The sequence below is a fragment of the Streptomyces sp. NBC_00016 genome, from assembly GCF_045040885.1.
GTDB classification, from domain to species: domain Bacteria; phylum Actinomycetota; class Actinomycetes; order Streptomycetales; family Streptomycetaceae; genus Streptomyces; species Streptomyces coriariae.
Window position 1 is genome coordinate 8,356,665 of sequence record NZ_CP108304.1, and the last position, 25,180, is coordinate 8,381,844.

General features: G+C 72.2%; 18 protein-coding genes. 11 read left to right on the top strand and 7 right to left on the bottom strand.

All coding sequences use genetic code 11. From position 1 onward, the window contains the following. Positions 1-71: 71 nt before the first annotated feature. The 3 genes from dacB to OG933_RS37130 all read right to left on the bottom strand — a co-directional run bounded on the left by dacB (position 72) and on the right by OG933_RS37130 (position 3,966). Positions 72-1,433, bottom strand: coding sequence for a D-alanyl-D-alanine carboxypeptidase/D-alanyl-D-alanine-endopeptidase (dacB, locus tag OG933_RS37120; RefSeq protein WP_405633622.1), 1,362 nt, complete (start codon positions 1,431-1,433; stop codon positions 72-74). Between the two features lie 158 nt (positions 1,434-1,591). Continuing rightward, positions 1,592-3,175 carry a hypothetical protein gene (locus tag OG933_RS37125; RefSeq protein ID WP_405631273.1) on the bottom strand — a complete coding sequence of 528 codons (1,584 nt, stop codon included), beginning with the start codon at positions 3,173-3,175 and terminating at the stop codon, positions 1,592-1,594. A gap of 209 nt (positions 3,176-3,384) precedes the next feature. Then, the gene (locus OG933_RS37130) at positions 3,385-3,966 is read right to left on the bottom strand and encodes a hypothetical protein (RefSeq protein ID WP_405631275.1); all 582 of its coding nucleotides are present in this window, start codon (positions 3,964-3,966) and stop codon (positions 3,385-3,387) included. Between the two features lie 338 nt (positions 3,967-4,304). Between OG933_RS37130 and OG933_RS37135 the strand changes: the two genes are divergently transcribed. Beyond that, positions 4,305-4,598 carry a DUF6355 family natural product biosynthesis protein gene (locus OG933_RS37135; RefSeq protein WP_037733872.1) on the top strand — a complete coding sequence of 98 codons (294 nt, stop codon included), beginning with the start codon at positions 4,305-4,307 and terminating at the stop codon, positions 4,596-4,598. Between the two features lie 107 nt (positions 4,599-4,705). On the opposite strand, the gene OG933_RS37140 is transcribed toward OG933_RS37135, so the two are convergent. Further along, positions 4,706-5,578 carry an alpha/beta fold hydrolase gene (locus tag OG933_RS37140; RefSeq protein WP_405631278.1) on the bottom strand — a complete coding sequence of 291 codons (873 nt, stop codon included), beginning with the start codon at positions 5,576-5,578 and terminating at the stop codon, positions 4,706-4,708. A gap of 208 nt (positions 5,579-5,786) precedes the next feature. Between OG933_RS37140 and OG933_RS37145 the strand changes: the two genes are divergently transcribed. The 5 genes from OG933_RS37145 (at position 5,787) to OG933_RS37165 (ending at position 14,111) form a co-directional block, all read left to right on the top strand. Beyond that, on the top strand, positions 5,787-8,723 hold the full coding sequence (locus OG933_RS37145) for an AfsR/SARP family transcriptional regulator (RefSeq protein WP_405631279.1): 2,937 nt from the start codon (positions 5,787-5,789) through the stop codon (positions 8,721-8,723). A 50-nt stretch (positions 8,724-8,773) separates the two neighbouring features. Further along, positions 8,774-11,035, top strand: coding sequence for a BTAD domain-containing putative transcriptional regulator (locus OG933_RS37150; RefSeq protein ID WP_405631282.1), 2,262 nt, complete (start codon positions 8,774-8,776; stop codon positions 11,033-11,035). Positions 11,036-11,128: 93 nt separating this feature from the next. After that, on the top strand, positions 11,129-12,190 hold the full coding sequence (locus OG933_RS37155) for a helix-turn-helix transcriptional regulator (protein ID WP_405631284.1): 1,062 nt from the start codon (positions 11,129-11,131) through the stop codon (positions 12,188-12,190). Between the two features lie 218 nt (positions 12,191-12,408). Continuing rightward, on the top strand, positions 12,409-13,377 hold the full coding sequence (locus OG933_RS37160; protein ID WP_362528948.1) for an alpha/beta hydrolase: 969 nt from the start codon (positions 12,409-12,411) through the stop codon (positions 13,375-13,377). 20 nt (positions 13,378-13,397) lie between these two features. After that, complete coding sequence (locus OG933_RS37165; protein WP_405631287.1) at positions 13,398-14,111, top strand: alpha/beta fold hydrolase; 714 nt, start codon at positions 13,398-13,400, stop codon at positions 14,109-14,111. Between the two features lie 55 nt (positions 14,112-14,166). Here the strand turns inward: OG933_RS37165 and OG933_RS37170 are convergent, their stop codons facing one another. Both OG933_RS37170 and OG933_RS37175 read right to left on the bottom strand, forming a co-directional pair. Further along, the gene (locus tag OG933_RS37170; RefSeq protein ID WP_362528943.1) at positions 14,167-15,108 is read right to left on the bottom strand and encodes a DUF1731 domain-containing protein; all 942 of its coding nucleotides are present in this window, start codon (positions 15,106-15,108) and stop codon (positions 14,167-14,169) included. A 52-nt stretch (positions 15,109-15,160) separates the two neighbouring features. Continuing rightward, positions 15,161-17,182 carry an FAD-dependent oxidoreductase gene (locus OG933_RS37175; RefSeq protein ID WP_405631290.1) on the bottom strand — a complete coding sequence of 674 codons (2,022 nt, stop codon included), beginning with the start codon at positions 17,180-17,182 and terminating at the stop codon, positions 15,161-15,163. A 303-nt stretch (positions 17,183-17,485) separates the two neighbouring features. Here OG933_RS37175 and OG933_RS37180 point away from each other — a divergent pair, with 303 nt between their 5' ends. Continuing rightward, positions 17,486-19,546 (top strand): discoidin domain-containing protein, encoded by a 2,061-nt coding sequence (locus OG933_RS37180; RefSeq protein WP_405631293.1) that lies wholly within the window; start codon positions 17,486-17,488, stop codon positions 19,544-19,546. A 23-nt stretch (positions 19,547-19,569) separates the two neighbouring features. Then, positions 19,570-20,190, top strand: coding sequence for a TetR/AcrR family transcriptional regulator (locus OG933_RS37185; protein WP_142269116.1), 621 nt, complete (start codon positions 19,570-19,572; stop codon positions 20,188-20,190). Here OG933_RS37185 and OG933_RS37190 read toward each other — a convergent pair. Further along, positions 20,171-22,237 carry a SpoIIE family protein phosphatase gene (locus OG933_RS37190; protein ID WP_405631296.1) on the bottom strand — a complete coding sequence of 689 codons (2,067 nt, stop codon included), beginning with the start codon at positions 22,235-22,237 and terminating at the stop codon, positions 20,171-20,173. The two genes, OG933_RS37185 and OG933_RS37190, sit on opposite strands and share 20 nt — an antisense overlap. A gap of 138 nt (positions 22,238-22,375) precedes the next feature. Between OG933_RS37190 and OG933_RS37195 the strand changes: the two genes are divergently transcribed. The 3 genes from OG933_RS37195 (at position 22,376) to kdpF (ending at position 25,176) form a co-directional block, all read left to right on the top strand. Beyond that, positions 22,376-24,838 (top strand): SpoIIE family protein phosphatase, encoded by a 2,463-nt coding sequence (locus tag OG933_RS37195; RefSeq protein ID WP_362528935.1) that lies wholly within the window; start codon positions 22,376-22,378, stop codon positions 24,836-24,838. Between the two features lie 63 nt (positions 24,839-24,901). Then, complete coding sequence (locus tag OG933_RS37200) at positions 24,902-25,090, top strand: hypothetical protein (RefSeq protein ID WP_362268175.1); 189 nt, start codon at positions 24,902-24,904, stop codon at positions 25,088-25,090. Then, positions 25,087-25,176, top strand: a complete 90-nt coding sequence (gene kdpF / locus OG933_RS37205) for a K(+)-transporting ATPase subunit F (RefSeq protein ID WP_016434100.1) — start codon at positions 25,087-25,089, stop codon at positions 25,174-25,176. The genes OG933_RS37200 and kdpF overlap by 4 nt, the downstream gene beginning before the upstream one ends. The last annotated feature ends 4 nt before the right edge of the window (positions 25,177-25,180 follow it).

Below are 25,180 nucleotides of genomic sequence, written 5' to 3' on the forward strand. Positions count from 1 at the left end.
GACGGGTCGGGCTGTGCCGCGAAAGGGCCGGCCCCGCAGGTGCCGGCCCTCTCGTCGCGCAGGGGCGTCCGCTACGCCCAGCAGCCGTTCACGGTGGCCGCGAGGCCGTCCATGGCGTCCTTGATGTCGTTCGGGTTGGCCGTGGAGTTGTTCTCGATGAAGGAGAAGACCTTCCACTTGCCGTCCTTGCCCTGGGTCAGACCGCTCAGGGCGATGGCTCCGGTCAGGGTGCCGGTCTTCGCGTGCACCTTGCCGACCGCGCACTTGGAGTTCACGTCGTCGAAGCGGCCCCATTCCGGACCGAGCGTGCTGCCGGCCTCACCGGAGACGGGCAGCCCGTCGAGGATGGAGCCCAGAGTGGGGGAGTAGCGCGATTCCGTCAGCAGTTCGAGGATTTCCGCGAGCGTGGCGGCCGGAATGCGATTGGCCCGCGAAAGGCCGCTTCCGTCGTAGATCTCGAAGTTGTCGAGGGAAACGCCGTACCGAAGGCTCAGCACCTTGCGCACGACGTCCGTGCCGTCCTCGAAGGTGGCCGGGCGGCCCGCCCCGAGCGCGGTCATCCGCAGCAGGGTCTCGGCGATGTTGTTGTCGCTGACCTTGATCATCTTGTGGACGATCTCCGACAGCGCTGCCGACCGGTGCCGTGCCACCGGTACGTCGCCCGGGGCCGCCTCGGCGCGGGTGACGGCGCCGTCGACGGTGACCCCGGCCGCCGTGAGCTGCTGGGCGAAGACCTGCCCGGCGTCGATCGAGGTGTCCTGGACGCCGTGCCCGTCGACGACCAGGGCGCGTACCGGGGCGACGGAGTCGGGGTAGTAGCCGGTGTTCCAGCCGTTGGCCAGGGTCGGCGCGCCGAAGAGGCTGTCGTCCACGGCGACCTTCACCGACGTCAGCCCCGCCGCCTTGAGCCCGGCGACCGCGGTCTTCGCCAGTTCGGCGAGGTCGGCGCTGGTCAGCGTACGGTCGCCGCCCCCGACCACGGTCAGGGTGCCGTTGCCGTAGACGACCTTCGTGGTGAACGTGTGGTCCGGGCCGAGCACGGTCAGGGCGGCGGTCGCCGTGGCGAGCTTGGTGTTGGACGCCGGCATCAGCGCGGTCGCCCCGTTGTGGTCCCACAGGGTGGTGTCGGACTCGGAGTCCAGGACCACACCGCTGACCTCGGACCCCAGGCGCGGGTCGACGACGCGGGCCTCGAGATTGGCGACCAGTTGCCGGTCGTCCGCGTCGAGCGTCCGGCCCGCCGCCGTGTCCTTGGCCGTCGTGCCGATGCCCTTCTCGGCGGCGAACGCCGAGGGGCCGGCCAGGGCCGCCGAGGTGACGGGCAGGGCCAGCGCGAGCACGATCGCCCGCCGGACGCCGGTGCTGCTCTGCCTGGCCTTGCGGTGCCGGCGTCGACCGCCCGGGGCAAAGGAATGCACGGGCGTTTCCGCCATTATGTCGTTCATGGAGTATCTCAAGGCTTTCGTGTGGGGGCCCTGCGCGAGAGAATTCCGGCGCACCTTATCACCCGTCACATGCGACCCACAGGTAACAAAGTGCGCTGCTGACAGCCTTTCAGCGGGCGGAAATCCCCCGGACTTTCACACGGAATTCAGAGGCCCGACCCCAAGCTCTGCGTCGTGTAGGCGCACTCCGTGTAGATGTAGCCCGACTCGAGCTTGGCCGTGTCCGAGGCCGGCGTGGCGGAGCTGTCGCCGTTCGGCTTGTGCAGGAAGAACGTGGTGCCGACCGGCAGGCTGATGGTGCGCTGCGGATAGTTCTTGCCGCTGTCGTTGCACGGCTCGAACGACGGGTTGATGGTGCTGCTGAAGGAGTACGCCTTGCAGCTGCCGCAGGCCTTGAGGGTGAAGCTGCCGGTGACCGGGCCCGTGAAGAGGACCGTGACCGCGTCCGGACTGTCATTCTGCACGGTGACCGAGATGCTGCCGCCGGTACGGGTGGTCGGCAGCTTCTTGCCCGCGGCCGGCACGGTCTGGGCGATCTCCGCCGCTATGGCGATCTTCTTCGCCAGGCCGGCGTTCTTGGCGGTCTTGTGGGCGGAGGCGTACTCCGTCATGGTCGTCTGCGCCGACTCGAAGTCGCCGTCCCGGTACTGGTCCACGCCGCAGGTGTACGTGCCGGTGTCGGCGCTGGTCGTGGCCCGTCGGCTGTCCTTGTCGAGAGCGGCGCCGATGTCCGCCTGCCCGGCCTCCAGGCCGTCGATCTGGGAGCCGAGCGTGCGCAGCCGCTGGACCGCGGAGCAGGGTTCGGCCCCGTGCAGGTCCTTCTCCGTACGGACGACGGCGGCGGCCACGGCGGGTTCGACCTTCGCGGCCTGCTCCGACTCGGGGAAGGTGGACAGCAGTTCCCCGTACTGCGACCCCCAGTTGGCCTCGCCCGCCGTGAGCGCCGTCGACGCGCACTCGTACAGCGAGGTGGCCAGCCGGTCGTCGGGCCATGTCTTCAGTGCCCCGAGATCCGTCCCGGGCAGGCTCTTGGGAACCGTCCGCAGATACTTCAGCGGCTCCACCGCCTCGCAGTAGTCGCCCTGCGCGTACGCGGCTCCGACCGTCGTGTAGTAGGTCTTCATCCGGGCGGGCACCCGCTCGGCCGCCCGGGAACCGGAGTGGTCGGACCTGAGATCCGCGTAGACGCCCAGCGCCTTGCGGTAGTCGGCCTGGGCCGAGTTGAACGGCTTGTCAGCCGCGGCCTGCACCAGCTCGTCGGCCTCGTCGAGCCGGTCGAGCAGCATCTGCTGGGTCGCCTCGTCCCGCGCGCTGTCGTACAGCACGACACCCCCGGCCGGCACGACGAGCAGGAGCAGTCCGAGGCCGAGCGCGAGCGGCGCCCGCCGCAGTCCCGTCAGCCGGGTGCGCAGACCCACGCGCGCACCGTCCGCCGCCACCGCGACGAGGAACAGGACGTACAGGAAGAGAGCGAGAGCCGGGACACCGTCCGGGTCGGCCGGCAGCGCCACGAACAGCAGGACGGCGGTGGCGATCCAGCAGAGCGCCATCAGCGCCCAGCGGCGCACCAGCGCGTAACCCAGGCCCAGACCACTGAGGTTGAGCACGGCCACCGCGACGGCCCGAGCGCCGTCCGCCGGCGCCGGCGGCGGGGCCGACGGCATGGGCGGAACGTAGTAGAAGGTGTTGTGGTCGGTGTCGTTGTATCTGCCGTACTGGTCCCCCGACATGGCGGCTCCCCCCGGTCAACTGCGTCCGCACGTCTACAATTTGTCAGTGTACGGGCGAAGCGGGCGGGCCGACAGGGGCGTAGGGGTTCCCGCATACGATCCCGGCCGGGATCGGCGCGGCCGAAAGGAGCCGGTCGGCGGAACGCGGGCCGGGCCGCCACAGGGGGCATGTGTGGCGGCCGCGGCTTCGCTATCGCGTCAGGCATGGGTCAGGCCACACCCCCCACCGTCTTCTTGCGGCGCAGGGCGTAGATGCCGGTGCCGGCGACGGCGAGGACGCCGATTCCGGCCGCGGTCGCCGAGGGGGTGGCGAGGCCGCCGCCGCCGGTGTGCATGCCGCCGCTGGGCTTGTCGTGCTCCTTGCTCCAGCCGCCGGACTCCTCTTCCTTCCCGCCGTTCCAGGAGTCCTTGCCGTGCTCGGTGTCCTTGTCCTTGTACGTCTCGGGGTCGTACTTGGGGTCCTTCGCCGCGCCGTGGTCGCTGCTGTCGTTCACCAGGGCGAGGGCGCCGCCGCCGGTGTGGATGCCGCCACTGGGCTTGTCGTGCTCCTCCTTGCCGTGCTCCTTGCCGTGCTCTTCCTTGCCGTGCTCCTTGCCGGAGGAGGAGTCCTCCTCCTTGCTGTACGAGGAGTCGTCCTCCTTGTCGTGCTCCTTGCTGTACGAGGAGCTGTCCTCCTTGCTGTAGGACGATTCGTCGTGGTCCGTGTCACCGGCGGCGTAGGCGCCGGGGGCGCCGATGGCGAGGGCGGCCGAAGCCGCCGCGGTGGCCAGGATCATGCGAGCAGAACGCATCTGATGGTCCTTCCGTCACGACCGGGCAGCCGACACCTCGTCAGCTGACACGACCCGGCCTGACGTGATCCACCGTCAGTCAGCGAGCCCCGCTCCACCACTCAAGGCGCTCACCCGGGTGAAGCGGCCCGCCATCCCGGGGACCCCGCCCCGCCTAGTCGCCCTTCCGGGGACGACCACTCCGACGGAGTAGCGGCGAAACGATTCGCGGGGTGAACGAGGCCCGTCGTTCGATCATCTTCGAGGGCACGCGGCGATCCTGGTGCAGGCCTTGGTTCCCTCGGCGGACCTGGGCTTTTCTCGCTATCGACCCTCATTTCCCGGCAAGGAGTTCCGCTGTGCGTGTTCGTCGTACGGTGCTCAGCACCCTCGGTTCCGTCGCTCTCGTCCTCACCTCTCTGGGTGCACTGACCGCCGCCACCGCGGGTCCCGCCGCCGCGGACCCGTGCGGCTTCTACGAGACCGGTTCCGACGCCTTCTACAACCACTGCACGTCGGACGGCTCACGCGTGGTCATCAAGGTCGACGTGGCCTGGGCGGCCGACTACGAGCGGTGCGTCGGTCCCGGCACGTCGTGGCTGGGCTCCGCCGCCAAGATCCAGGGCGCCCACTACACCGGCCGCACCTGCTGACGAACGGTCACTCACTCCACGGTTTCTCGGGGTCCGGGGCGAAGTCGTCCCGGACCCCGCGTGTCTGTCCGCCGGCCAGGTCGGGGGCGGTGCGGACCGGTGGGCCGTCACCGGTCCGGGCGGTCCAGGACGGTCAGCAGACGGTCGGCGAACTCCTTCGGGGACTCGACGGCGCCGAGGTGGCCGCCCGGGAACTCGACGAGTCCGGATCCCAGCAGCTCCGCGAGGCGCGCGGCCGGTCCGTACAAAGGGAGTTGGCGGCGGGAGTCGCGCCCGGCGGCCGGGACCAGCTTGTGCGCCACGGACCGGAGCGCGGCGAGGTCGGGTACGGCCGAGGAGAACGGGCAGAGGACGCGGCCCAGGAAGACCGGCAGATTGGTGTGCATCCGGACGGCCATCTCCCTTATCTCGGGCGGCAGTTCCGTGGGATGCGCGGGCGGCTGCGGGCCCGGCCCGTCCGCCAGTCCCTCACCCAGTCCCTCACCGAGCCGGGTCATGGCGGCGTCGGCGCCCTCGGTGCGGAAGGTCTCGCGTACCTCGGCGAACAGCGCTCGATGCGGGGCGGGGTCCTCCAGCAGTTCCAGCAGCGGCGGCTCGTGCGCGACCACCCGGCGCAGCCGCTCGGGGTGCCGGGCGAGCAGTTCCACCGCGACGACGGCGCCGGAGCTGCAGCCGAGGACGACCGCCTCTTCGCCGGGGGAGAGCAGTTCGAGCAACCGGTGGGCGTCGTCGCTCCAGACCGGCACCTCCTCGTCGGCGCGTGGAGTGTCCGCCGGGCCGTCGAGAGGGCTGCGGGACAGACCGCGCGGGTCGTACGAGACGACCGTGTAGCGGGTGGCCAGCTCCGGTGCCATGCCCGCGTACAGTCCGGCGTCCCCGGCGCCGCCGGGGATGAGCAGCAGGACCGGTCCGCTGCCGAGGGTCTCGTAGTGGAGGGTGGCGCCGGGCACTGCCAGGGTGCCGGTCCGGGGCGGGTTCATGGCTTGCTCCAGTCGGTTGTCCGTGCGGGCGAGGGACCTCTATGCCCTCGCAACAGTTTCCTAGTATCCCTAGGTTTTTACCTAGCTCAACAAGTTTTTGGCCTGCCGCCGTCTCTGAACAGCCGGAACGCGTCATGTGTAACTCTGGGTAACTTCTCTCCTGTCGTACAGTCGAAGCCGGGGAGGAAGACCGGAGGGAGGGGATGGCGTGCCGCTGGAGCCGTTGCGGTTCGCGGTCCTGGGAGCCGTTCGGGTCTTCCGGGGGGATGCGGAACTGGAGCTCGGAGGACCGCAGGAACGCGCCTTCCTGGCCCTGCTGCTGGTCGGAGCGGGGCGGCCGGTCGCCGTGAGCGAGATCGTCGACGTCCTGTGGGGAGCGGCTCCACCGCGCAGCGCGGTCAATGTCGTCCGGCGCCATGTGGGTTCGCTGCGCCGGCTGCTGGAGCCCGGCCTCGCCGCCCGCGCGGAGGGGCGCTGGCTGGTGCGGGACGCCGGTGGATACCGGCTGGTGACCGACGGTGACTCCTCCGACCTGCTGAGGTTTCGCGCGCTGTGCGAGGAGGGGCGCCGGATCGCCGACCGGTCACCCGCGCAGGCGCTCGAACTCCTCACCGAGGCGCTGTCGTTGTGGCGCGGACCCCTCGCCGTCGGCATTCCCGCGCAGGCCCGTGCGCACCCCGCGTTCGAGGCCGTGGACCGTGAGCTGCCGGCCGCCGTGCGGCAGGCGGCGGACGCCGCGCTGCGCGCCGGCAGGCCGGACGTGGTCCTGGCCGACCTGCGACAGGCCGCCGCGCGGCATCCGTTGGACGAACCCCTCCAGGCGGGACTGCTCCTCGCGCTGGCGGCGGTCGGCCATCGCTCGGAGGCGCTGGCCGCCTACGAGGCCGTACGGGCGCGGCTGGCCGAGGAACTGGGGATCGACCCCGGAGCGGTGCTGCGCGACGCGCGCGACACGGTGCTGCACGGGGTGCCGGAGACGGCGGTCGGGTCGTCGTCAGGTGAGTCGAGCGGTGCGGTGTCCGATGGCGCGGGCGCGGACGGTTCCCTCGCGGACCCGGCGCCTGCGCACGCGCCTGCGCCGGGTCCGCCGGCGCCGTCCGCTCTGCCGCCGCCTGCCCAACTACCCCACGGCATAGAGGTGTTCACCGGTCGGGACGTCGAGCTCGACGAGGCGTTCGCGCTGTCCGGTGCGGACGGGTCGGGGCCCGGGACCGTGGTGATCAGCGCCATCGGCGGTATGGCGGGCGTCGGCAAGACCACGCTCGCGGTGCACTGGGCCCACCGCGTCGCCGACCGGTTCCCCGACGGGCAGCTCTACGTCAACCTGCGCGGCTTCGACCCGTCCGGCGCCGTCCTGGACCCGGGGGAAGCGGTCCGGGGGTTCCTCGGTGCGCTCGGTGTACCGCCGGAACGCGTCCCGCACGGGGTGGACGCGCAGGCGGCCCTCTACCGCAGCGTGCTCGCCGGCCGCCGGGTCCTCGTGGTGCTGGACAACGCGCGGGACGTCGAGCAGGTGCGGCCGCTGCTGCCCGGCTCGCCCGGCTGCCTCACCATCGTCACCAGCCGTGACGAACTGGCCGGGCTCGTCGCCGCCCACGGTGCCCACTCCCTGGTCCTGCGCCCCTTCGATGCCGTCCAGGCGCGGGCCTTCCTGGTCCGCCGCCTGGGCGCGGAGCGGGTCGCGGCCGAACCCCGGGCGGCCGACGAGATCAGCGAACTGTGCGCCGGACTGCCCCTCGCCCTCGCCTGCGTCGCCGCCCGCGCCGCCGGTCACCCCCACTTCCCGCTCGCCGCCGTCGCCGCCGAGCTGCGCGAGGCCCACGGCAGCCTCGACGCCTTCGTCCGCTCCGACGCCTCCGTGGACGTCGGCACGGTCTTCTCCTGGTCCTCGCGCGCGGTCTCGGCGGCGGCGGCCCGGCTGTTCCGGCTGCTCGCGCTGCACCCCGGCCCCGACCTCTCCCTGCCGGCCGCGGCCGCCCTGGCCGGCCTGCCGGTACGCCGGGCCCGACCGCTGCTGGCCGAGCTGACCGGACTGCACCTCGTCACCGAACACGGTCCCGGCCGCTACGCCTTCCACGACCTGCTCCGCGCCCACGCCGGCGAACTCGTCCACGAGCGGCACACCGAGGCCGACCGTGCGGCGGCCCTGAACCGGCTGCACCACCACTACCTGCATACCGTTCACACCGCGGACCGGCTGCTGGCCCCCAACGCCGACCCGTTGCCCCCGCCGCCCGCGCCCGAGGGCGTCCATCCCGAACCCCTCGCCGACGACGACCGCGCCCTGGCCTGGCTCACCGCCGAACACGCGGTCCTGCTCGCCGTGGTCGAGACGGCCGCCGCGTCGGGACAGCCCGTGCAGGAACGTCTCGCCTGCCAACTGGCCTGGTCCCTGGAGCCGTTCTTCGACCGGCGCGGCCACTGGCACGACGGGCTCGCCGTGCAGCGCACCGCGCTCGACGCCGCCCGACGGCTCGCCGACCCCGCGCTGGAGGCCCGCGGCCTGCGTGGACTGGCCCGGGTGGAGGGCCGGCTCGGTCTGCACTCCCGGTCCGTTCCCCGACTGGAGCGCGCCCTGGAACTCTTCACCGAGCTGGGCGACGACACGGGCCGTGCCCACACCCACCGCAGTCTCGGCTGGGAATGCGACCAGCGGGGTGACCTGCCCGGTGCCCTGCGCCACAACCGGTTCGCCCTCGGCCTGTTCCGTACGCTCGGCGACCGTGCCGCGCAGGCCAGCGTGCTGAACTCGGTCGGCTGGTACCACGCTCAGCTCGGCGAGTACCGGCGTGCCCTGACGCACTGCTTCGAGGCCCTCACCATGCTCCAGGAACTCGGGGACCGCTACGGGCAGGCCGCCACCTGGGACAGCATCGCCTACGCCCACCACCACCTCGGCCGCCACCCGCACGCGCTGCTCGGCTACCGCAACGCCCTCGCCCTGCTGCGCGACCAGGGCGTGCCGTACGTCGAGGCCGACATCCTGGTCCGGGTCGGCGACACCCACCTCGCCACCGGCGACCACGACGGCGCCCGCACCGCGTGGCAGCAGGCCCTGGTCCTCCTCAGGAGCCTGAACCATCCCGACGCCGAGCGGGTCGAGACACTGCTGAACGCACGGGACGGTCATGCCGGTGCCGTCTGACACCCGGCTCCGGCTCGATCACGCCGCCGGACGACGCGTTGGGTGAAGTGATGCGCTTCGAGGTGCTGGGGCCGGTACGGGTGTGGCGGGAGGAGCGGGAGCTCGATCCCGGCTTCCCTCAGCAACGCGCCCTGCTCGCCCTGCTCCTGGCGCACGCCGGCCGGTCCGTGCCGACCACCGAGATCGTCGACGTGCTGTGGGCCGAGCGGCCGCCCGCCAGCGCGCTGAACGTGGTGCGGCGCTATGTCGGCGCGTTGCGGCGGCTGCTCGAACCGGGGTTGCCGCCCCGCGCCCCGGGCCGGCGTCTGCTGCGCCGCACCGGCGGCTACCTCCTGGAGGCGGCGACCGACGAGGTCGACCTGCTGCGCTTCCGTGAGCTGACCCGGCAGGGCAAACGGGCGGCGGCCACCGGACGGGCCGAGACGGCGGCCCGGCAGTTCGTCCTGGCGCTGGGGGAGTGGCGTGGGCAGGTGGCGATGGGGATCCCGGTATCCGCGCGCGAGCACGTCCAGTTCACGGCCGTGCAACGGGAACTCCTCGAGACGGCCCGGCTGGCCGCCGACGCGGCGCTGCTGTGCGGCCACGCCGAGCAGGCGCTGCCCGCCCTGCGCCGGGCCACCGCGCACGACCCCCTCGACGAGTCGCTGCACGCCAGACTGGTGCTGGTCCTGGCCGCCTGCGGACTCCAGGCGGAGGCGCTGGGGGCGTACGAGGACGTCCGCCGCCGCCTCGCCCGCGACCTCGGCCTCACCCCGGGCACCGAACTGGCGGCGGCCCACACGCGGGTACTGCGCCAGGACGTCGGACACCGCCTCAAGAGCGGGCCTGTCGTCCACCTCGACCGCCCCATCCACACCACGAAGCCCCCCACGACCCCGGCCCCCACGGCCCCGGCCCCCACGGTGGCGGCCCCCACGGCCCCGGCCCCCACGGCCCCGTTTCCACCCGAGCCCCCCACTCCGGGACCCGCCGCCCCTGCCCCCGCCACCAACGGAATCCGCACCCTCGGACCAACCGGCACCGGGGCGCCGGGCATGGGGGCGCTCGGCGCCGGGGCGCCCGGTACAAGCGTGCCGGGCATCGGGGTGTGTGTGGAGGGGGCGTTCGGTGTCGGGGTGGCTGGCGCCGGGGCGTCCGGCAGCGGAGCTCCCGGCACCGAGGCGCCCGGTGTCGCTGCGCGGGGTACTGGAACGTCCCGCGTCGAGGCCCCCGGCATCGGGATTCCCGGCCCTGAGGGTTCCGCAGCCGCCGAGGTGGGCGGACCCGGCCGTACGTCCGACGTCCCCGCCGATCGGGGGCGTGTCGTCGGGGAGTTCGTGCGGCCCGCCCAGTTGCCGTCGGCCCTTCCCTCCCTTGTGGGGCGTGTCGTCGAGTCGGAATGGCTGGAGAGGGCGGCCGGCTCGGCGGCGGGGGTCGTGCTGGTCGGCGGGATGGCCGGGATCGGCAAGAGCACCCTCGCGCTGCACTGGGCGCACCGGGCCACCGACCGTTTCCCGGACGGGCAGTTGTACGTGGCGCTGCGTGGCTCCGATCCGGCCCGGCCCGCCGTGGAGTCGGCCGACGCGCTGCGCGCGATGCTCGCGGCGCTCGGCGTGCCCGCATCCCGCATGCCGGACGGGCTGGACGCCCTGACCGGCATGTACCGCACCCTCCTCGCGCGTCGGCGCGTCCTCGTGGTCCTCGACGACGCCGTCGGCACCGGACAGCTGAGCCCGTTGCTGCCCACCGGGCCGGGCTGCCTGGCGCTGGTCACCAGCCGCCACGCCCTGCCCGGACTGGTCGCCTCGGGAGCACGGCCGCTCCGCCTCGCAACCCCGCCCGCCGAGGAGGCGTACGCGTTGCTGGCCGGGCTGATCGGTGCCGAGCGGGTGACCGCCGAACCACGGGCCGCCGACGAGATCGTCGCCCGGTGCGGCCGGTTGCCTCTCGCGCTGGCCGCCGTCGCCGCGCGCGCGGCCGGCCGACGGGACCTCCCGCTCGCCGCGGTGGCCGGCGAACTGCGCGGGGCGCACGGCAGTCTCGACGCCCTCGCCGCCATCCGCGAGGCCTTCCAGGGTTCCTACCGGCTGCTGGCGCCGGACAGCGCGCGGCTCTTCCGGCTCCTGCCCCGGCACGAAGGACCCGACATCACCCCGGCCGGGGCCGCCGCGCTCGCCGGGCTGCCGGTCCGCCGAGCCCGGCTGCTGCTCGGCGTGCTCGCCGACGCCCACCTCCTCACCGAGCCCGCGCCGGGCCGCTACACCCTCCATGACCTGCTACGGGTCTTCGCCACGGAACGCGCCGCCGCGGAGGGCCGGCCACGCGGCCGGTGAAGGCGCTGTCACTTCGTTGTCACTCTTTTTGCACATCCGCCGAACTAGCGTCCGGACGACGTGATGGACGGTCCCCGGAGGCTACGGCGGAAGATGCCCACTACCAGCACCACCAGTACCTGTGACAGCGCCCGCACCCACGCCCGGTCCGTGGTCCGGACACCCCTGGGTGTCGAGATCACGACCGGGGAGGACACACCTGCCCGGCTGCCGGGCGAGGCGTCGCCGCACCCCACGCACCGACTGCTCGCCCGTGACGCCGGCGAGTACCTCTTCGTCGGCCTGCGCGGCGGCGCCCGGCCCGACACCGCTGCCCCCGACACCGCTGCCCCCGACACCGCTGCTCCAGCTCCCGCCGATGAGCCGCCGGATGTCCTCGGCCTGCGTCTGGCGCCCGGGGACGTCTGCTTCTACGACGTCCGGCGCGCGCCCGCGCTCGACTTCCGCGAGCCGTTCCGGGCGACGACGTTCCTCGTCCCGGCCGACCTGCTCGGGCTGGTGGACTCCGACGTGCGGCGGATCGCGCGGACACCGGTGGCCCGCGCCTCCCGGCTCGGCACCCTGCTGTCGCCGCTGCTGTCCGACCTGGCCCGCGCCACGGCCGAGGCCCGCCCTCAGGTCGGCGAGATGCTCGCCTGGAACGCGGTGAACCTGCTGGCCACCCTCGCCGCCGAGCAGTTGGGCACGGCAGTACCGGGAACGCCCGCAACGTCCGGATCACCCGGCGGACCCGGCGGGCCCGGCGGAGCCGGAGGACCCGGAACACGCGGTGTGCCCGGGGCCCCGGGCACACCCGGCGCGCACTCCCCGGTGCTGGGCCGCATCCTGGAGTACGTCGAACTGCACCTGACCGACCCGGACCTGTCCCCGGAGGTCATCGCGCGTGCCCACCACATCTCCGTGCGCTATCTGCACAAGCTGTTCAAGGACGAGGGCACCACCGTGGGCCGGTGGATTCTGCGCCGCCGTCTGGAGGAGTGCCGACGCGATCTGATGCGGTACGGCCGCGGCGGCCGGACCATCGCGGCCGTGGCCGCCCGGTGGGGTTTCCTGAGCGCCACGCACTTCAGCCGGGTCTTCCGGTCGGCCTACGGCATGTCCCCGCGGGAATGGCGGGACACCGCGGGGCGCGGCGCGCGGAGCGGCCACCGCTGAATGCGGCCGTGATCCACGGCTGTTCACCATGCGGAGCGGAATCGTATTCTCGAATTTCCTTTCGTGGCCGGAAGAATTCCGTGCCCACCACGGAAAGGGCTGCTGTGCACTGTGAGCACAGCGTCGGTGCACGGGCGGACAAATTCCGCCCGCTCGGCGGATTTAGCGTGGCGGAGCAAGACAACGCACAACGCACATCGAATACAGCAGGAGATGCCATGTCCGACGTCGTCGAGCCGGTCACGCCGGTGCTCGAACCCGAGGCCGCGGCGTTCGCCGAGGCGACCGCCAATCCGCCGTACCTCTTCGACCTGCCGCCGGCGGAGGGGCGCAAGGCCGTCGACGAGGTCCAGTCCGGTGAGATCCACAAGCCCGCGATCGACGAGGAGTGGGTCACCGTCTCCGGCGGCCCCACGGGCAGCGTCCGGGCCCGGATCGTCAGGCCGGCCGGTGCCGAGGGCACCCTGCCGGTGATCCTCTACATCCATGGCGCGGGCTGGGTGTTCGGCAACGCCCACACCCACGACCGGCTGGTGCGCGAACTCGCCGTCGGCGCCGAGGCCGCGGTCGTCTTCCCCGAGTACGACCTCTCTCCCGAGGCCCGCTACCCGGTCGCCATCGAGCAGAACTTCGCGGTCGCCCGGTGGATCGTCGAGGAGGGCGCGTCCAAGGGCCTCGACGCCACGCGCATCGCCGTCGCGGGTGACTCCGTCGGCGGCAACATGACCGCCGCCCTCACCCTGATGGCCAAGGAGCGCGGCGGCGTCCCGCTGGTCCAGCAGGTGCTCTTCTACCCGGTCACCGACGCGAGCTTCGACACCGGCTCCTACCACCAGTTCGCGGAGGGCTACTTCCTGCGCCGCGACGGCATGCAGTGGTTCTGGGACCAGTACACGACCGACGAGGCCGAGCGCGCCCAGATCACCGCGTCCCCGCTGCGCGCCACCACCGAGCAGCTCAAGGACCTGCCCCCCGCCCTGGTCATCACCGGCGAGGCCGACGTGCTGCGCGACGAGGGCGAGGCGTACGCGAACAAGCTGCGCGCCGCCGGTGTCCCGGTCACCGCGGTGCGCTTCCAGGGCATCATCCACGACTTCGTGATGCTGAACGCGCTGCGCCCGACGTACGCCGCCGAAGCCGCCATCACGCTCGCCGTCGGCACCCTGCGCGACGCTCTGCACGTCTGACCCTCAGGAGACACACCGCTATGACTACCCCCACCGTCGTCCTGGTCCACGGAGCGTTCGCGGACGCCGCCAGCTGGTCCGGCGTCATCGCCGAGCTCCAGGGCCACGGCGTCCCCGTGGTCGCCCCGCCGAACCCGCTGCGCGGCCTCGCCTCCGACGCCGCGTACGTCGCCTCCTTCGCCGCTCAGATCGACGGCCCGGTGATCCTCGTCGGTCACTCCTACGGCGGCGCCCTCATCACGGTGGCCGGCACCACGGAGAACGTCGTCGGCCTCGTCTACGTCGCCGCCTACGCGCTGGCGGAGGGCGAGAGCCTCGGCGAGCTCCAGGGCCGCTTCCCGCTCTCCACGCTGGTCAGCAACCTCAAGCAGTGGACGTACCCGGTTCCGGGCGGCGAGCCGGCCGTCGAGGTCACCATCGCCGAGGACGCGTTCCCGTCGGTGTTCGCCGCCGACCTGCCCGCGGGCGTCACCAAGATCCTGGCCGCGTCCCAGCGCCCGCTGGCCGCCGCCGCGTTCGAGGAGACCGCCGCCGCGGCCGCCTGGCAGACCAGGCCGTCCTGGGCGTTGATCGCCGGTGCGGACGAGGCCATCAACCCCGAGGTCGAGCGCTTCGGCGCCCAGCGGGCCGGGGCGACGGTCGTCGAGATCGACGGCGCCTCGCACGCCGTCGCGGTGTCGCAGCCGAAGGCGGTCGCGGAGCTGATCCTCGAAGCGGTCCGCGCGACGAGCTGACACCCACCGAGAACAGCCGCGCGGACGTGACCCCTGTGCACGTCCGCGCGGCCCGTCAGCGGCCTCGCACCCGTCGTACGAGGTCGGCGGCGGCCTCCGGCCACTCGGGCCGGTCGAAGGCGAAGCCCGCGTCGAGCAGCCGGCCGGGGACGACACGTCGGCTCTTGAGCAGCAGTTCGGTGTCCGAGCGCAGGGCGAAGGCGCCGAGTTCCGCCATCCACTTCGTCGCGGGCAGGCCCACCGGGACCCCCCACGCGCCGCGCAGCGCGCGCATGAACGCGCGGTGGGGGAGGGGGGCGGGGGCGGCCAGGTTCACCGGTCCGGCGAGGTCGTCGCGTCCGACGAGGAACTCGACCGCGCGGACGAAGTCGTGGTCGTGGATCCAGGACACGTACTGACGGCCGCCCGCGACCGGGCCGCCGAGGCCGAGCCGGGCGAGCCGCGACAGGACGTCGAACACCCCGCCCCGGTCCGGGCTCATCACCATCGCGGCCCGCAGGGCGACCTTGCGGGTGTGCGGGGTGTCGGCCATCTCCTGTTCCCGCTCCCAGGCGGTCGCGATGTCCACGCTGTAGCCCCAGTAGTCCGGGACGCCGGGTTCGGCTCCGCCGATCACGCCGGTGGCCTCGTCGTGGGGGGCGTCGAACCGGTGGGCGTAGACGGTGGCGGTGCTCATCTGGAGCCAGACCCGCGGGGGCCGCGCGGCGGCGGCGATCGCCCGGCCCACGACCCGGGCCGAGTCCACCCGGGAGTCCATCATCGCCCGCAGGTTGTCCGGTGTGTAGCGGCAGCTGACGCTGCGTCCTGCCAGGTTGACCACGACGTCGCTGCCGTCGATCACCTCGGCCCAGGGGCCGAGGGTGCGGCCGTCCCAGAGGATCTCGCCGTGACCCGTGGGCCGTCTGCTCAGCACCGCGACCTCGTGTCCGGCCGCGGTCAGCGCGCGGCGCAGCACGGTCCCCACCTGCCCGGTCCCGCCCGGCAGCACGATCTTCATGGGTAAGGCCCCCTCTTGTCAGAAGGGGACCCTACTACGTATTTGAACGCGTTCAAAACGCTCCGGGTCGTCCCTGGGCCTCGTGCGCCTCCAGCGCCGCCCTGACCCCCGACTCCAGCGCGCCCTCGATCCACGACGGCTTGACCGAGGTGTGGTCGCCCGCGAAGAGCAGCGGGCCCTCGGCGGAGCGGATGGCGCTCAGCAGCTCCGTGTGCTGACCGGGGAGCAGGACGGACGCCTCCCCGTAGGCGTACGGATCGCGCAGCCAGCTCTGGGTGCGGCCCGCGCCCGTGTAGAAGACCTCGACGCGCTGGCCGTAGACCTGCTGGAGCCCGCGCAGGGCGTGCGGGTAGCGCGCCTCGTCGTCCAGGGAGTCCCAGCGGGAGGCGTCGTCGGCCCAGCTGTAGGAGGCGAGGACGACCCCGCCCGCGCTGCCGTCGACCGGGTGCGACGGGTTGATCATGAACCGGTTGGAGTTGTCGGAGACCGAGCCGCCGCCGACGATGTGCGCCGCCTCGGGCTGCTCGCGGCCGGCCCACCGGTTGGCGGCGTAATGCACCCGCTGCCCCGCGCTGATGTGCCCCGGCGGCACGGACGGATGCCCGCCGAGCAGGCTCCCGTCGGCCGGCGCCCGGCCCGACCGGTAGTCCTCGTAGAGCCCCGGCCGTACGGCGTCGAGCTCCCGCTTCCAGTCCGCCTCGGTGAACTCCCACCAGCGGCGGCTGAACTCCAGCAGCACCTTGGTCGCGCTGTCGTAGTGCAGCTCCGCGACGGAACGCCGCTTCCGGTACGACATCAGCGGGCTGATCTGCACCTGGCGCAGCCCCGAGAACGGCACCGTGACGATCGCGAGGTCGGCGGTGAACTGCTCGCGCACCACCTTGCCGCCGCGCCCCTCGGAGACGGTGTCGATCCACACGTGCGGCCCGTCGGCCCGCACGTGCGAGGTGTGGTCGTCGCCCTGCCGGTCCGGCGCCCAGTACTCGATGTGCGTCGCGCGCCGGTCGAGCCGGATGACGTCGGAGACCTCCTTCAGCAGGGCGTCCGGGAGTGTCGCCGTGCCGCCGACCAGCTCCCAGAACTCGGTGTCAGGGCTGATGAGCGAGGCGCTGATGAAACTGTGGATGAAGGACAACGGCAGCCGAGAGGTGAGGTTCTCCAGCGTGCCGACCAGGTCGACGGTCCGCTCGTCGAGGCCCGCCTCCTCGGTCAGGAACCGGTACATCGACCAGTCCCCGAACCGCTGCACGACCCGTGCCCAGCCCTGCACCCGCTCCGGCAGCGGCTTGTCCACCCGCTTGCCGTCGGCGCCCCGGGTGCTGAACTCGTCGCGCACCGGGTCCAGGGCCTCCCGCAGGATGGTCGCGGACGGGGTGTCCCAGTACTTCCGGGGCACCCCGAAGGACCGGTTGACCCTGCGCGGCGATTTCGCGTACGCGGAGCGGCGCACCCGGACGCCATTGACGTGCAGCCAGGCGTTGTTGACGGGCTTGCCGTCCGCGTCGACGTCCACGAGATGGAACCGGCGCTTTTCGACACCCAGTTGACGGATCAGGCCCATCACCAGCGGATGGCTGCCGGGGATCCGCATGGCGCCCGCCTCCGCGTACTGCGCCGGGTCGGCGAAGGCCTGCGCCGCGTGCTCGTGTCCGCCGGTACGGAACGTCTTGATGCGGCCGCCGACCCGGTTGCCGTTGGCCTCCACGAGCGTGACGCGGTGCCCGGCCCGCTTCAGCAGCCAGGCGGCCACCAGCCCGGCGGGTCCGGCGCCGATCACGAGGACCTTCTTCCCGGTCCCGGTCCTGGCGCGGGGGAGTCCGCCGGCGAGGACCTTCTCGTACCGGGGCACCAGCGGCCGGTCGTGCTCGTCCACCACCAGCAGCGCGCGGGCGACGGTGAGGCAGGTCGCCCAGTCCGCGGTGGACCTGGGCGGGCAGACGGGCTGCCGGGGCAGGGCCGCGGCCGGGGCGGCGACCGTGAGTGCGGCGGCGGTCGTCGCGGTGGCCGCGGTGGCGGCGGTGAACCGTCGGCGGGAGAGCCGAGCGGGGTCTACAGAAGCCGAAGAATTGTCCATACGTCCTGGATAGGGGCAGAGCGGAGGCGGGGAGGCGCGCTCCTGTGGATCATCACCTGAACGTGTAAGCGTGCCGGTGAGGGAGTGCTCCCGCGGTGCTTCCGACGCAACTGAAAGGCAGGCATGGGAAGTTTGCGCCGCGCGCCGGGCCTTCGGTCATCAGGTCAAGCGTCCCGGACTCTTGACTCGGTAGGCATCTGTCGCGATCCTCGTCGCACTATCTTGCGTCGGTCATGACAAGCTCATGGGCAGTCAAAAAGCCCTCGTCGACCGCGCCTTCCCGCCGACCGAGGGACGTGGGCTGTGACCATTACCGGACGCCCGTACCGCAGACGCCGAGATGTCACCGTCGTCTCGCTGCTCCTTCTCGTGCTCGCCACGGTCCTCGGCCCCACCCCGAGCTCGGCGGCCGGCGCGGACTGGTGGACACCCACGGCCAGGCCGGCCCCCGACTCCCAGGTGGGTGTGACCGGCGAGCCGTTCACCGGCACCGACTCGGCGGGCGACGTGCGCGGGTTCGTCGACGCGCACAACCACCTGTTCTCCAACGAGGCCTTCGGCGGCCGGCTGATCTGCGGCAAGGTGTTCTCCGAAGCCGGGGTCGCCGACGCGCTCAAGGACTGTCCCGAGCACTACCCCGACGGCACGCTCGCGCTCTTCGACTACATCACCCACGGCGGCGACGGAAAGCACGACCCGGCCGGCTGGCCGACCTTCAAGGACTGGCCGGCCTACGACTCGATGACCCATCAGGCGAACTACTACGCCTGGGTGGAGCGGGCCTGGCGCGGCGGACAGCGGGTGCTGGTCAACGACCTGGTCACCAACGGCATGATCTGCTCCATCTACCCGTTCAAGGAGCGCAGTTGTGACGAGATGACGTCGATCCGCCTCCAGGCGAAGCTGACGTACGACCTCCAGGCCTACATCGACAAGATGTACGGCGGCACCGGCAAGGGCTGGTTCCGGATCGTCCTGGACAGCGCGCAGGCGCGTGAGGTCGTCAAGCAGGGCAAGCTGGCGGTCGTCCTGGGCGTCGAGACCTCCGAACCGTTCGGCTGCAAGCAGATCTTCGACATCGCGCAGTGCAGCCAGGCCGACGTCGACAAGGGGCTGGACGAGCTGTACGCGCTGGGCGTGCGCAGCATGTTCCTGTGCCACAAGTTCGACAACGCGCTGTGCGGCGTCCGCTTCGACGAGGGCGGCCTCGGCACGGCCATCAACGTCGGCCAGTTCCTGTCCACCGGCACCTTCTGGCAGACCGAGAAGTGCACCGGACCGCAGCACGACAACCCGATCGGCACCGCCGCCTCAGAGGCGGAGGCGGACCTGCCGGCGGGCACGGAGGTCCCCTCGTACGACGCGGACGCCCAGTGCAACACCCGCGGTCTCACCGCCCTGGGCGAGTACGCGGTGCGCGGCATGATGAAGCGCAAGATGATGCTCGAGATCGACCACATGAGCGTCAAGGCCACCGGGCAGGCGCTCGACATCTTCGAGGCCGCGAACTACCCCGGCGTGCTGTCCTCGCACAGCTGGATGGACCTCAACTGGACCGAGCGGGTCTACTCCCTCGGCGGCTTCGTCGCCCAGTACATGCACGGCTCCGAGGCGTTCGGCGCCGAGGCCGAGCGCACCGACGCGCTGCGTGACAAGTACGGCGTCGGCTACGGCTACGGCACCGACTTCAACGGCATCGGCGACCACCCCGCCCCGCGCGGAGCCGACGCCGCGAACAAGGTCACCTACCCCTTCAGGAGCGTCGACGGCGGCTCCGTCATCGACAGACAGACCGTCGGCACCCGCACCTTCGACTACAACACCGACGGCGCCGCCGACGTGGGCCTGGTCCCCGACTGGATCGAGGACATCCGGCTCGTCGCGGGACAGGACGTGGTGGACGACCTCTTCCGGGGCGCCGAGTCCTACCTCGGCACCTGGGGCTCGACCGAGCAGCACCAGGCCTCGGTGAACCTCGCCAAGGGCCGTACCGCCACGGCGAGTTCGTCCGAGTCCAACCCGTTCACCAGCTACCAGCCCGGCCGGGCCGTGGACGGCGACGACGCCAGCCGCTGGGCCGGCGACTGGAGCGACGACCAGTGGTGGCAGGTCGACCTGGGCTCCACCAACCTGGTCTCCCGCGTCACCCTCGACTGGGAGCGCGCGTACGGGAAGTCGTACCGCGTCGAACTCTCCACCGACGGCACCACCTGGACGACCGCCTGGTCCACCACCTCCGGCGACGGCGGCCTGGACACGGCCAGGTTCACCGGCACCCCCGCCCGCTACGTCCGGGTGCACGGCCTGGACCGGGGCACGGATTGGGGATACTCGCTGTACGAGGTGGGCGTCCACAGCGCCTAGCAGGCAGCCACGGGGGGACACACATGGCACGGATGCCGTCGGCGCAACGGCGCCGGCAGCTGACGGAAGCGGCGATCAGAGCGATGGCCCGGGACGGCGTCCCCAAGACGACCACCCGGTCCATCGCCGCCGAGGCCGGGGTGTCCCTGAGCGTCTTCCACTACTGCTTCGACTCCAAGCAGGCCCTCGTCGAGTCCGTCATCACGACGCTCACCGACCACTCGGTGAGCGTCGTGAAGGACGCGCTACGGCCCAGGGCCACCCTCGAGGAGACCGTCCGGGCGGGCTTCCAGGCGTACTGGGACCACGTCCGCGCCCACCCCGACGAGCACATGCTCACCTACGAACTCACCCAGTACGCGCTGCGCGAGCCGGGATTCGAGCAACTGGCCCGGCGGCAGTACGAGATGTACGGCGACGCCTACACCGAACTCATCGAGCAGCTCCGCAGCGGCATGGACCTCCGGCTGCGTGTCCCCGTCCCCGTCCTGGCCCGCTATCTGGCCGCCATGACCGACGGTCTGACCCTCAACTACCTGGTGCTGGGCGACGCGACCGCCTGGACGGACATCCTCGACACGGTCACCGCGCACATCGCTGGTCTGGTCATGGCCGACGCCCCCGCTACGGGGTCCGGGCGATGAGCAGGGCGACGTCGTCGTGGTCGTCGGGGTGGCGCAGGCCGTACAGCAGCAGGTCGCAGAGTTCCTCCAGGGGCCGCCCGGGGTCGTCCAGGAAGCTGAGCAGGACGGCCAGGCGGTCGTCGATGGGGTGCAGGCGGGTCTCCACGAGGCCGTCCGTGTAGAGGACCAGCAGATCGCCGGGGGCGAGTTCGACCGTGGTGGTCTCGAAGGGGACGCCGCCGACGCCGAGCGGGGCTCCCGGGGGCAGCTCCAGCAGCGTCGGCTCATGGCCGGGACCGGCCAGCGCGGGCGGCATATGGCCCGCGTTGGCGATGCGGCACTGCCGGGTACGGGGGTCGTACACCGCGTACAGGCAGGTCACGATGTAGTGCTCCAGATCGCAGGTGATCTTGTCGAGGTGCCGCAGCACGTCGCCGGGCTCGAGGTCGAGGTCCGCGTAGGCACAGGTCGCGGTGCGCAGCCGGCCCATGGTGGCGGCGGCGTCGATGCCGTTGCCCATGACGTCCCCGACGACCAGCGCGGTCTTGTCGTCGGTCAGCGGGATGACGTCGTACCAGTCGCCGCCGACCTCGCTGGTCGCCTGGGCGGGCTGGTAACGGGAGGCCAGTTCCACACCGGTGTGATGCGGAGCGTGGTCGGGCAGCAGACTGCGCTGGAGGGTGAGGGCGGTGTTGCGCACGCTCTGGAACCAGCGCGCGTTGTCGATGGCCACGGCGGCACGGCCGGCCAGCTCACTGGCCAGGATGACGTCGTCCTCGTCGAACGGCAGCGGATTGCGGGTGCGCTTGAGGTCGAGGGCGCCGAGCACCTCGCCGTGGGCGATCAACGGCACCGCGAGGTACGAGTGGACCCCGGCCCGGGCCAGCAGCGCACCGGCCTCGGCGTCCCGGGCGATCCGGGGGATGTCCCGCTCGCCGACGTGCCGTACCAGGACCGGCCGGCCGGTGTGCACGCACAGGGTGACCAGGCGGTCACCCTCGTAGGCCGCGACGTCGCCCGGCGGGTCGGCGGCGCGCAGCGCCACGGTGGGGTGGGCCGCCTTCAGCGCGAGGGCGCGGAACAGCTCCGGGCCGTTGTCCGGCCGGCGCGAGCGGCGGCAGGCCAGGGCGGAGTCCAGGATGTCCACGGCGACCACGTCGGCGAGCTGCGGGACGGCGATGTCGGCCAGTTCGTGGGCGGTTCGCTCCACCTCCAGTGAGGTGCCGACCCGGGTGGAGGCCTCGGCGATGAGGGCGAGGCGCCGCCGGGCCCGGTCGGCCTCCGCGGCGGCGCGGTGCCGTTCGGTGACGTCGACGACCGAGGCGGCCGCGCCCAGCACCCGCCCGCCCGGATCCTCCAGGCGGTAGAAGGAGAGGGACCAGGCGTGCTCGTGGTCGGGGTCGGTCGGCGGGCGGCCCACGTGGTACTGGTCGAGCAACGGCGTGCCGGTGGTGAGCACCTGACGCAGCGCGGACTCGATGGTGTCGATGTCGGGCAGGAGCATCGCCTCCCTGAGCCGACGGCCGACATGCTCCTCGGCGGGGATGCCGTCGATGCGTTCGAGCGCCGGGTTGACCAGGAGGTAGCGCAGGTCCGGATCCAGGAGGGCCAGACCGATCGGCGACTGGTTGATCAGCCGTTCGCACAGTGCCAGATCGGTCTCGACACGCTGGAGCAGATTGTGGTCGGCGGCGATGCCCAGGGCGTAGACGTCCCCGAGATCGTCCTGCAGCCGCATGTTGCGGAACTCCATCAGCCGGCTGCTGCCGTCCTTGTGCCGGATGGGGAAGGCACCGGCCCAGCTGCGGCCGGTCTCCAGCACCTCCGCGAACAGCCGCACCACGGAGTGCAGGTGCTCGGGGTGGATCAACAGCCGTGCCGCGTACTGGCCGAGGGCCTCCTGCGCGGTGTAGCCGAAGAGATCCTCCGCCTGGGGGGTCCAGAACACGATGCGTCCGTCGATGTCGATGACCATCGCGGAAACGCTCAGCACGTCCAGCAGACCGGTGCGCGCGGGCGTCTCGGCGTCGTACCTGTCCCCGCCCGACCGGATGGGTTCGGCTGTCATCGCGGAGCCTCCTCCTGTACCTCCATGCTGCCTCTGGTTCGGCGTGTCCGAAAACCGGGAGCCACGCCGGGCGGCGCCGGCGGCGCCGTGCGCATCGGGCGGACAAGCAGGACCATGGTCGTGTAAAGGACGGAACCCATGGATTCTGCGCGAGATGCTTTCGACGCCCCGACGCCCGCGGGACCGCGCGATCTCCTCGACGCGTCCACCGACGCGGCGGCGATCGTGTCCGCGGAAGGCGTCGTGGTCGGTTGGACACGTGGTGCGGAGGCACTGCTCGACCGCCCGGCGTCGCAGGTTGTCGGCCGCTCCGCCGCCGAGCTGGTGGCGATGGGCCGGGACCCGGCCCGGGTGGCCGGTGTGGCGGCGCGGTGCCGGGCCGGGATGGGCTGGAGCGGTGTCGTCTCCGTACGGCACCGCGACGGCCGCTCCGTCGACGTCGACCTGCGGGTCTCCGCCTCCTTCCGGATCGGCGACGACGAGTGCTTCCTGCTCTCGGCGCGCCGGCGGAGCGAGCAGTGGACGCTGGGACAGTCCGTCCTCGACGGGTTCCTGACCCGTTCCCCGGTCGGGATGGCGGTGATGGACCTGGAGCTGCGCTATGTGTGGCTGAACGACACGCTGGAACGGTTCGGCGGTGTGCCCCGCGAACAGCGGCTGGGGCGGCGGCTGAGCGAGCTGCTGCCGGGACTCCAGGCGGTCGCCATCGAGGGACTGATGGGCAAGGTACTGGAGACCGGGGTCCCGGTCACCGACTACGAGTACCTCGGGTGGAGCTGGGCCGACCCGCACCGCCGGCACGCCTACTCCACGTCCTTCTTTCCGCTGGTGGGTGACGACGACACCGTCACCGGGGTCTGCTACATGGTCCAGGACGTCACCGAGCGGTGGCACGCCCGTCGGCTGCTGTCGCTGGTCAACGAGGCCGGGACGCGCGTCGGCACGACCCTGGACGTGATGCGCACGGCCCAGGAGCTCGCCGACTTCGCCGTTCCCGGATTCGCGGACTTCGTCATCGTCGACCTCCTGGAGCCGGTGCTCAGCACCGAAGGCCACGGGGCGTGGCTGACCGACGCCGGGCCGGCTCCCGCGCGGCCGGTGATGCGGCGTGCCGGGATGTGCTCGGTGCGCGAGGGCTGCCCGGAGGCCGTGGCACGGATCGGCGACCGGGTCGACTTCCTGCCGCCGCCGCACGACGCCAACCTGCTCATCGACGGCGAGCCGATCCTCATCCCCGTGCTCGATCCCTCCGACGAGCTGTGGACCACCGAACAGCCCGAACGGGCGGTGAGCATCCGCGAGTTCGGCCTGCACTCCCTCATCTCCGTGCCGATGCGGGCGCGGAACACCGCATTGGGCCTCGCCACCTTCGTCCGGTCCCTCAACCCCGTCTCGTTCCGCTCCGACGACGTCCTGCTGGCCCGGGAGTTGGTGGCGCGGGCGGCGCTCTGCGTCGACAACGCCCGCCGCTACACCCGGGAACACACGGCGGCGGTCACCCTTCAGCGCAGTCTGCTGCCCCACGCGCTGGCCGGCGGAACGGCGCTGGAGCTGGCCTCCTCCTACCTGCCGGCGGATCCCACCGACGGGGTGGGCGGCGACTGGTTCGACGTGATCCCCCTGTCCGGGGCCCGGGTGGGACTCGTCGTCGGCGACGTGGTGGGGCACGGCATAGCCGCCGCGGCGACCATGGGACGGCTGCGCACCGCGGTACAGACCCTCGCCGACATGGAGATGCCCCCCGACGAACTCCTGGCCCACCTGGACGACCTCGTGCTCCGGCTCAGCGGGGAGCGGACCGACGACACGGGCGCCCAGCAGAGTGCCACCGCCTTTCTGGGGGCGACCTGCCTGTACGCCGTCTACGACCCGGTCACCCGACGGTGCAGGATGGCGCGGGCCGGACACCCGCCGCCCGTCGTCGTCGCCCCCGACGGGCGGTTCTCGTTCCCGGAGCCTCCGGCCGGGCCTCCGCTGGGGCTCGGCGGGATGGCGTTCGAATCGACGGAGATCGAGCTCGCCGAGAACAGCCTGATCGGTCTCTACACCGACGGCCTCGTGGAGGGGCCCGACCGGGACATCGAAGAGGGCATGTCCCGGCTCGGCGAGGTGCTGGCCCGGTCCGACGCCGGCCTGGAGACCCTGTGCACCTCCGCGGTGCGACAGCTCGTGACCGTGCCCCAGCCCGACGACATCGCCCTGCTGCTGGCGCGCACGCACGCCCTCGGCGCCGACCACGTCGTCTCCTGGGAGGTGCCGGCGGACCCGGCCGCCGTCGCCGAGGTCCGGGCCCGGGCCACCCGGCATGTGGAGGCCTGGGGGCTCGGTGATCTGGCCATGACGTCCGAGCTCATCGTGAGCGAGCTGGTCACCAACGCCGTGCTCTACGCCACACCGCCCATACGGCTACGGCTGATCCTGGACGCACGCCTGACCTGCGAGGTCTCCGACGCCAGCAGTACGGCTCCGCGGCTGAGGCATGCCCGGATCATGGACGAGGGAGGCCGCGGCCTCTTTCTGGTGGCCCAGCTCGCCCACCGGTGGGGTTCTCGGTATACGGCCGACGGAAAGATCATCTGGGCCGAGCAGGAGATCCCGTGACCCGGTCCGCGCCTCCCGCGGACCCCACCACCGACGGCCGGCCGTAAGGGCCACGTCAAAGGCGTGGGCGCCCCCGTCAGGGATGCGTCAACGACGGTCGTTTCCGGCCACGGACGGTGTTCCCTCGATCTGTCCGTACCTCTTCCGAACCTCTCCAAGGAGTTCGCGATGGCCGATCTGGCCTTCGTCGTCACCACGGTCGCGGTCTTCGCGCTGGTGGCCCTCGTCGCCAAGGGGGTGACCAAGCTGTGACCGCCGAGAACATCGTCGGCCTCGTCGTGGCCGTCGCCCTGCTGGGCTATCTGGTCCTCGCCCTGATCTTCCCGGAGAGGTTCTGAGCGG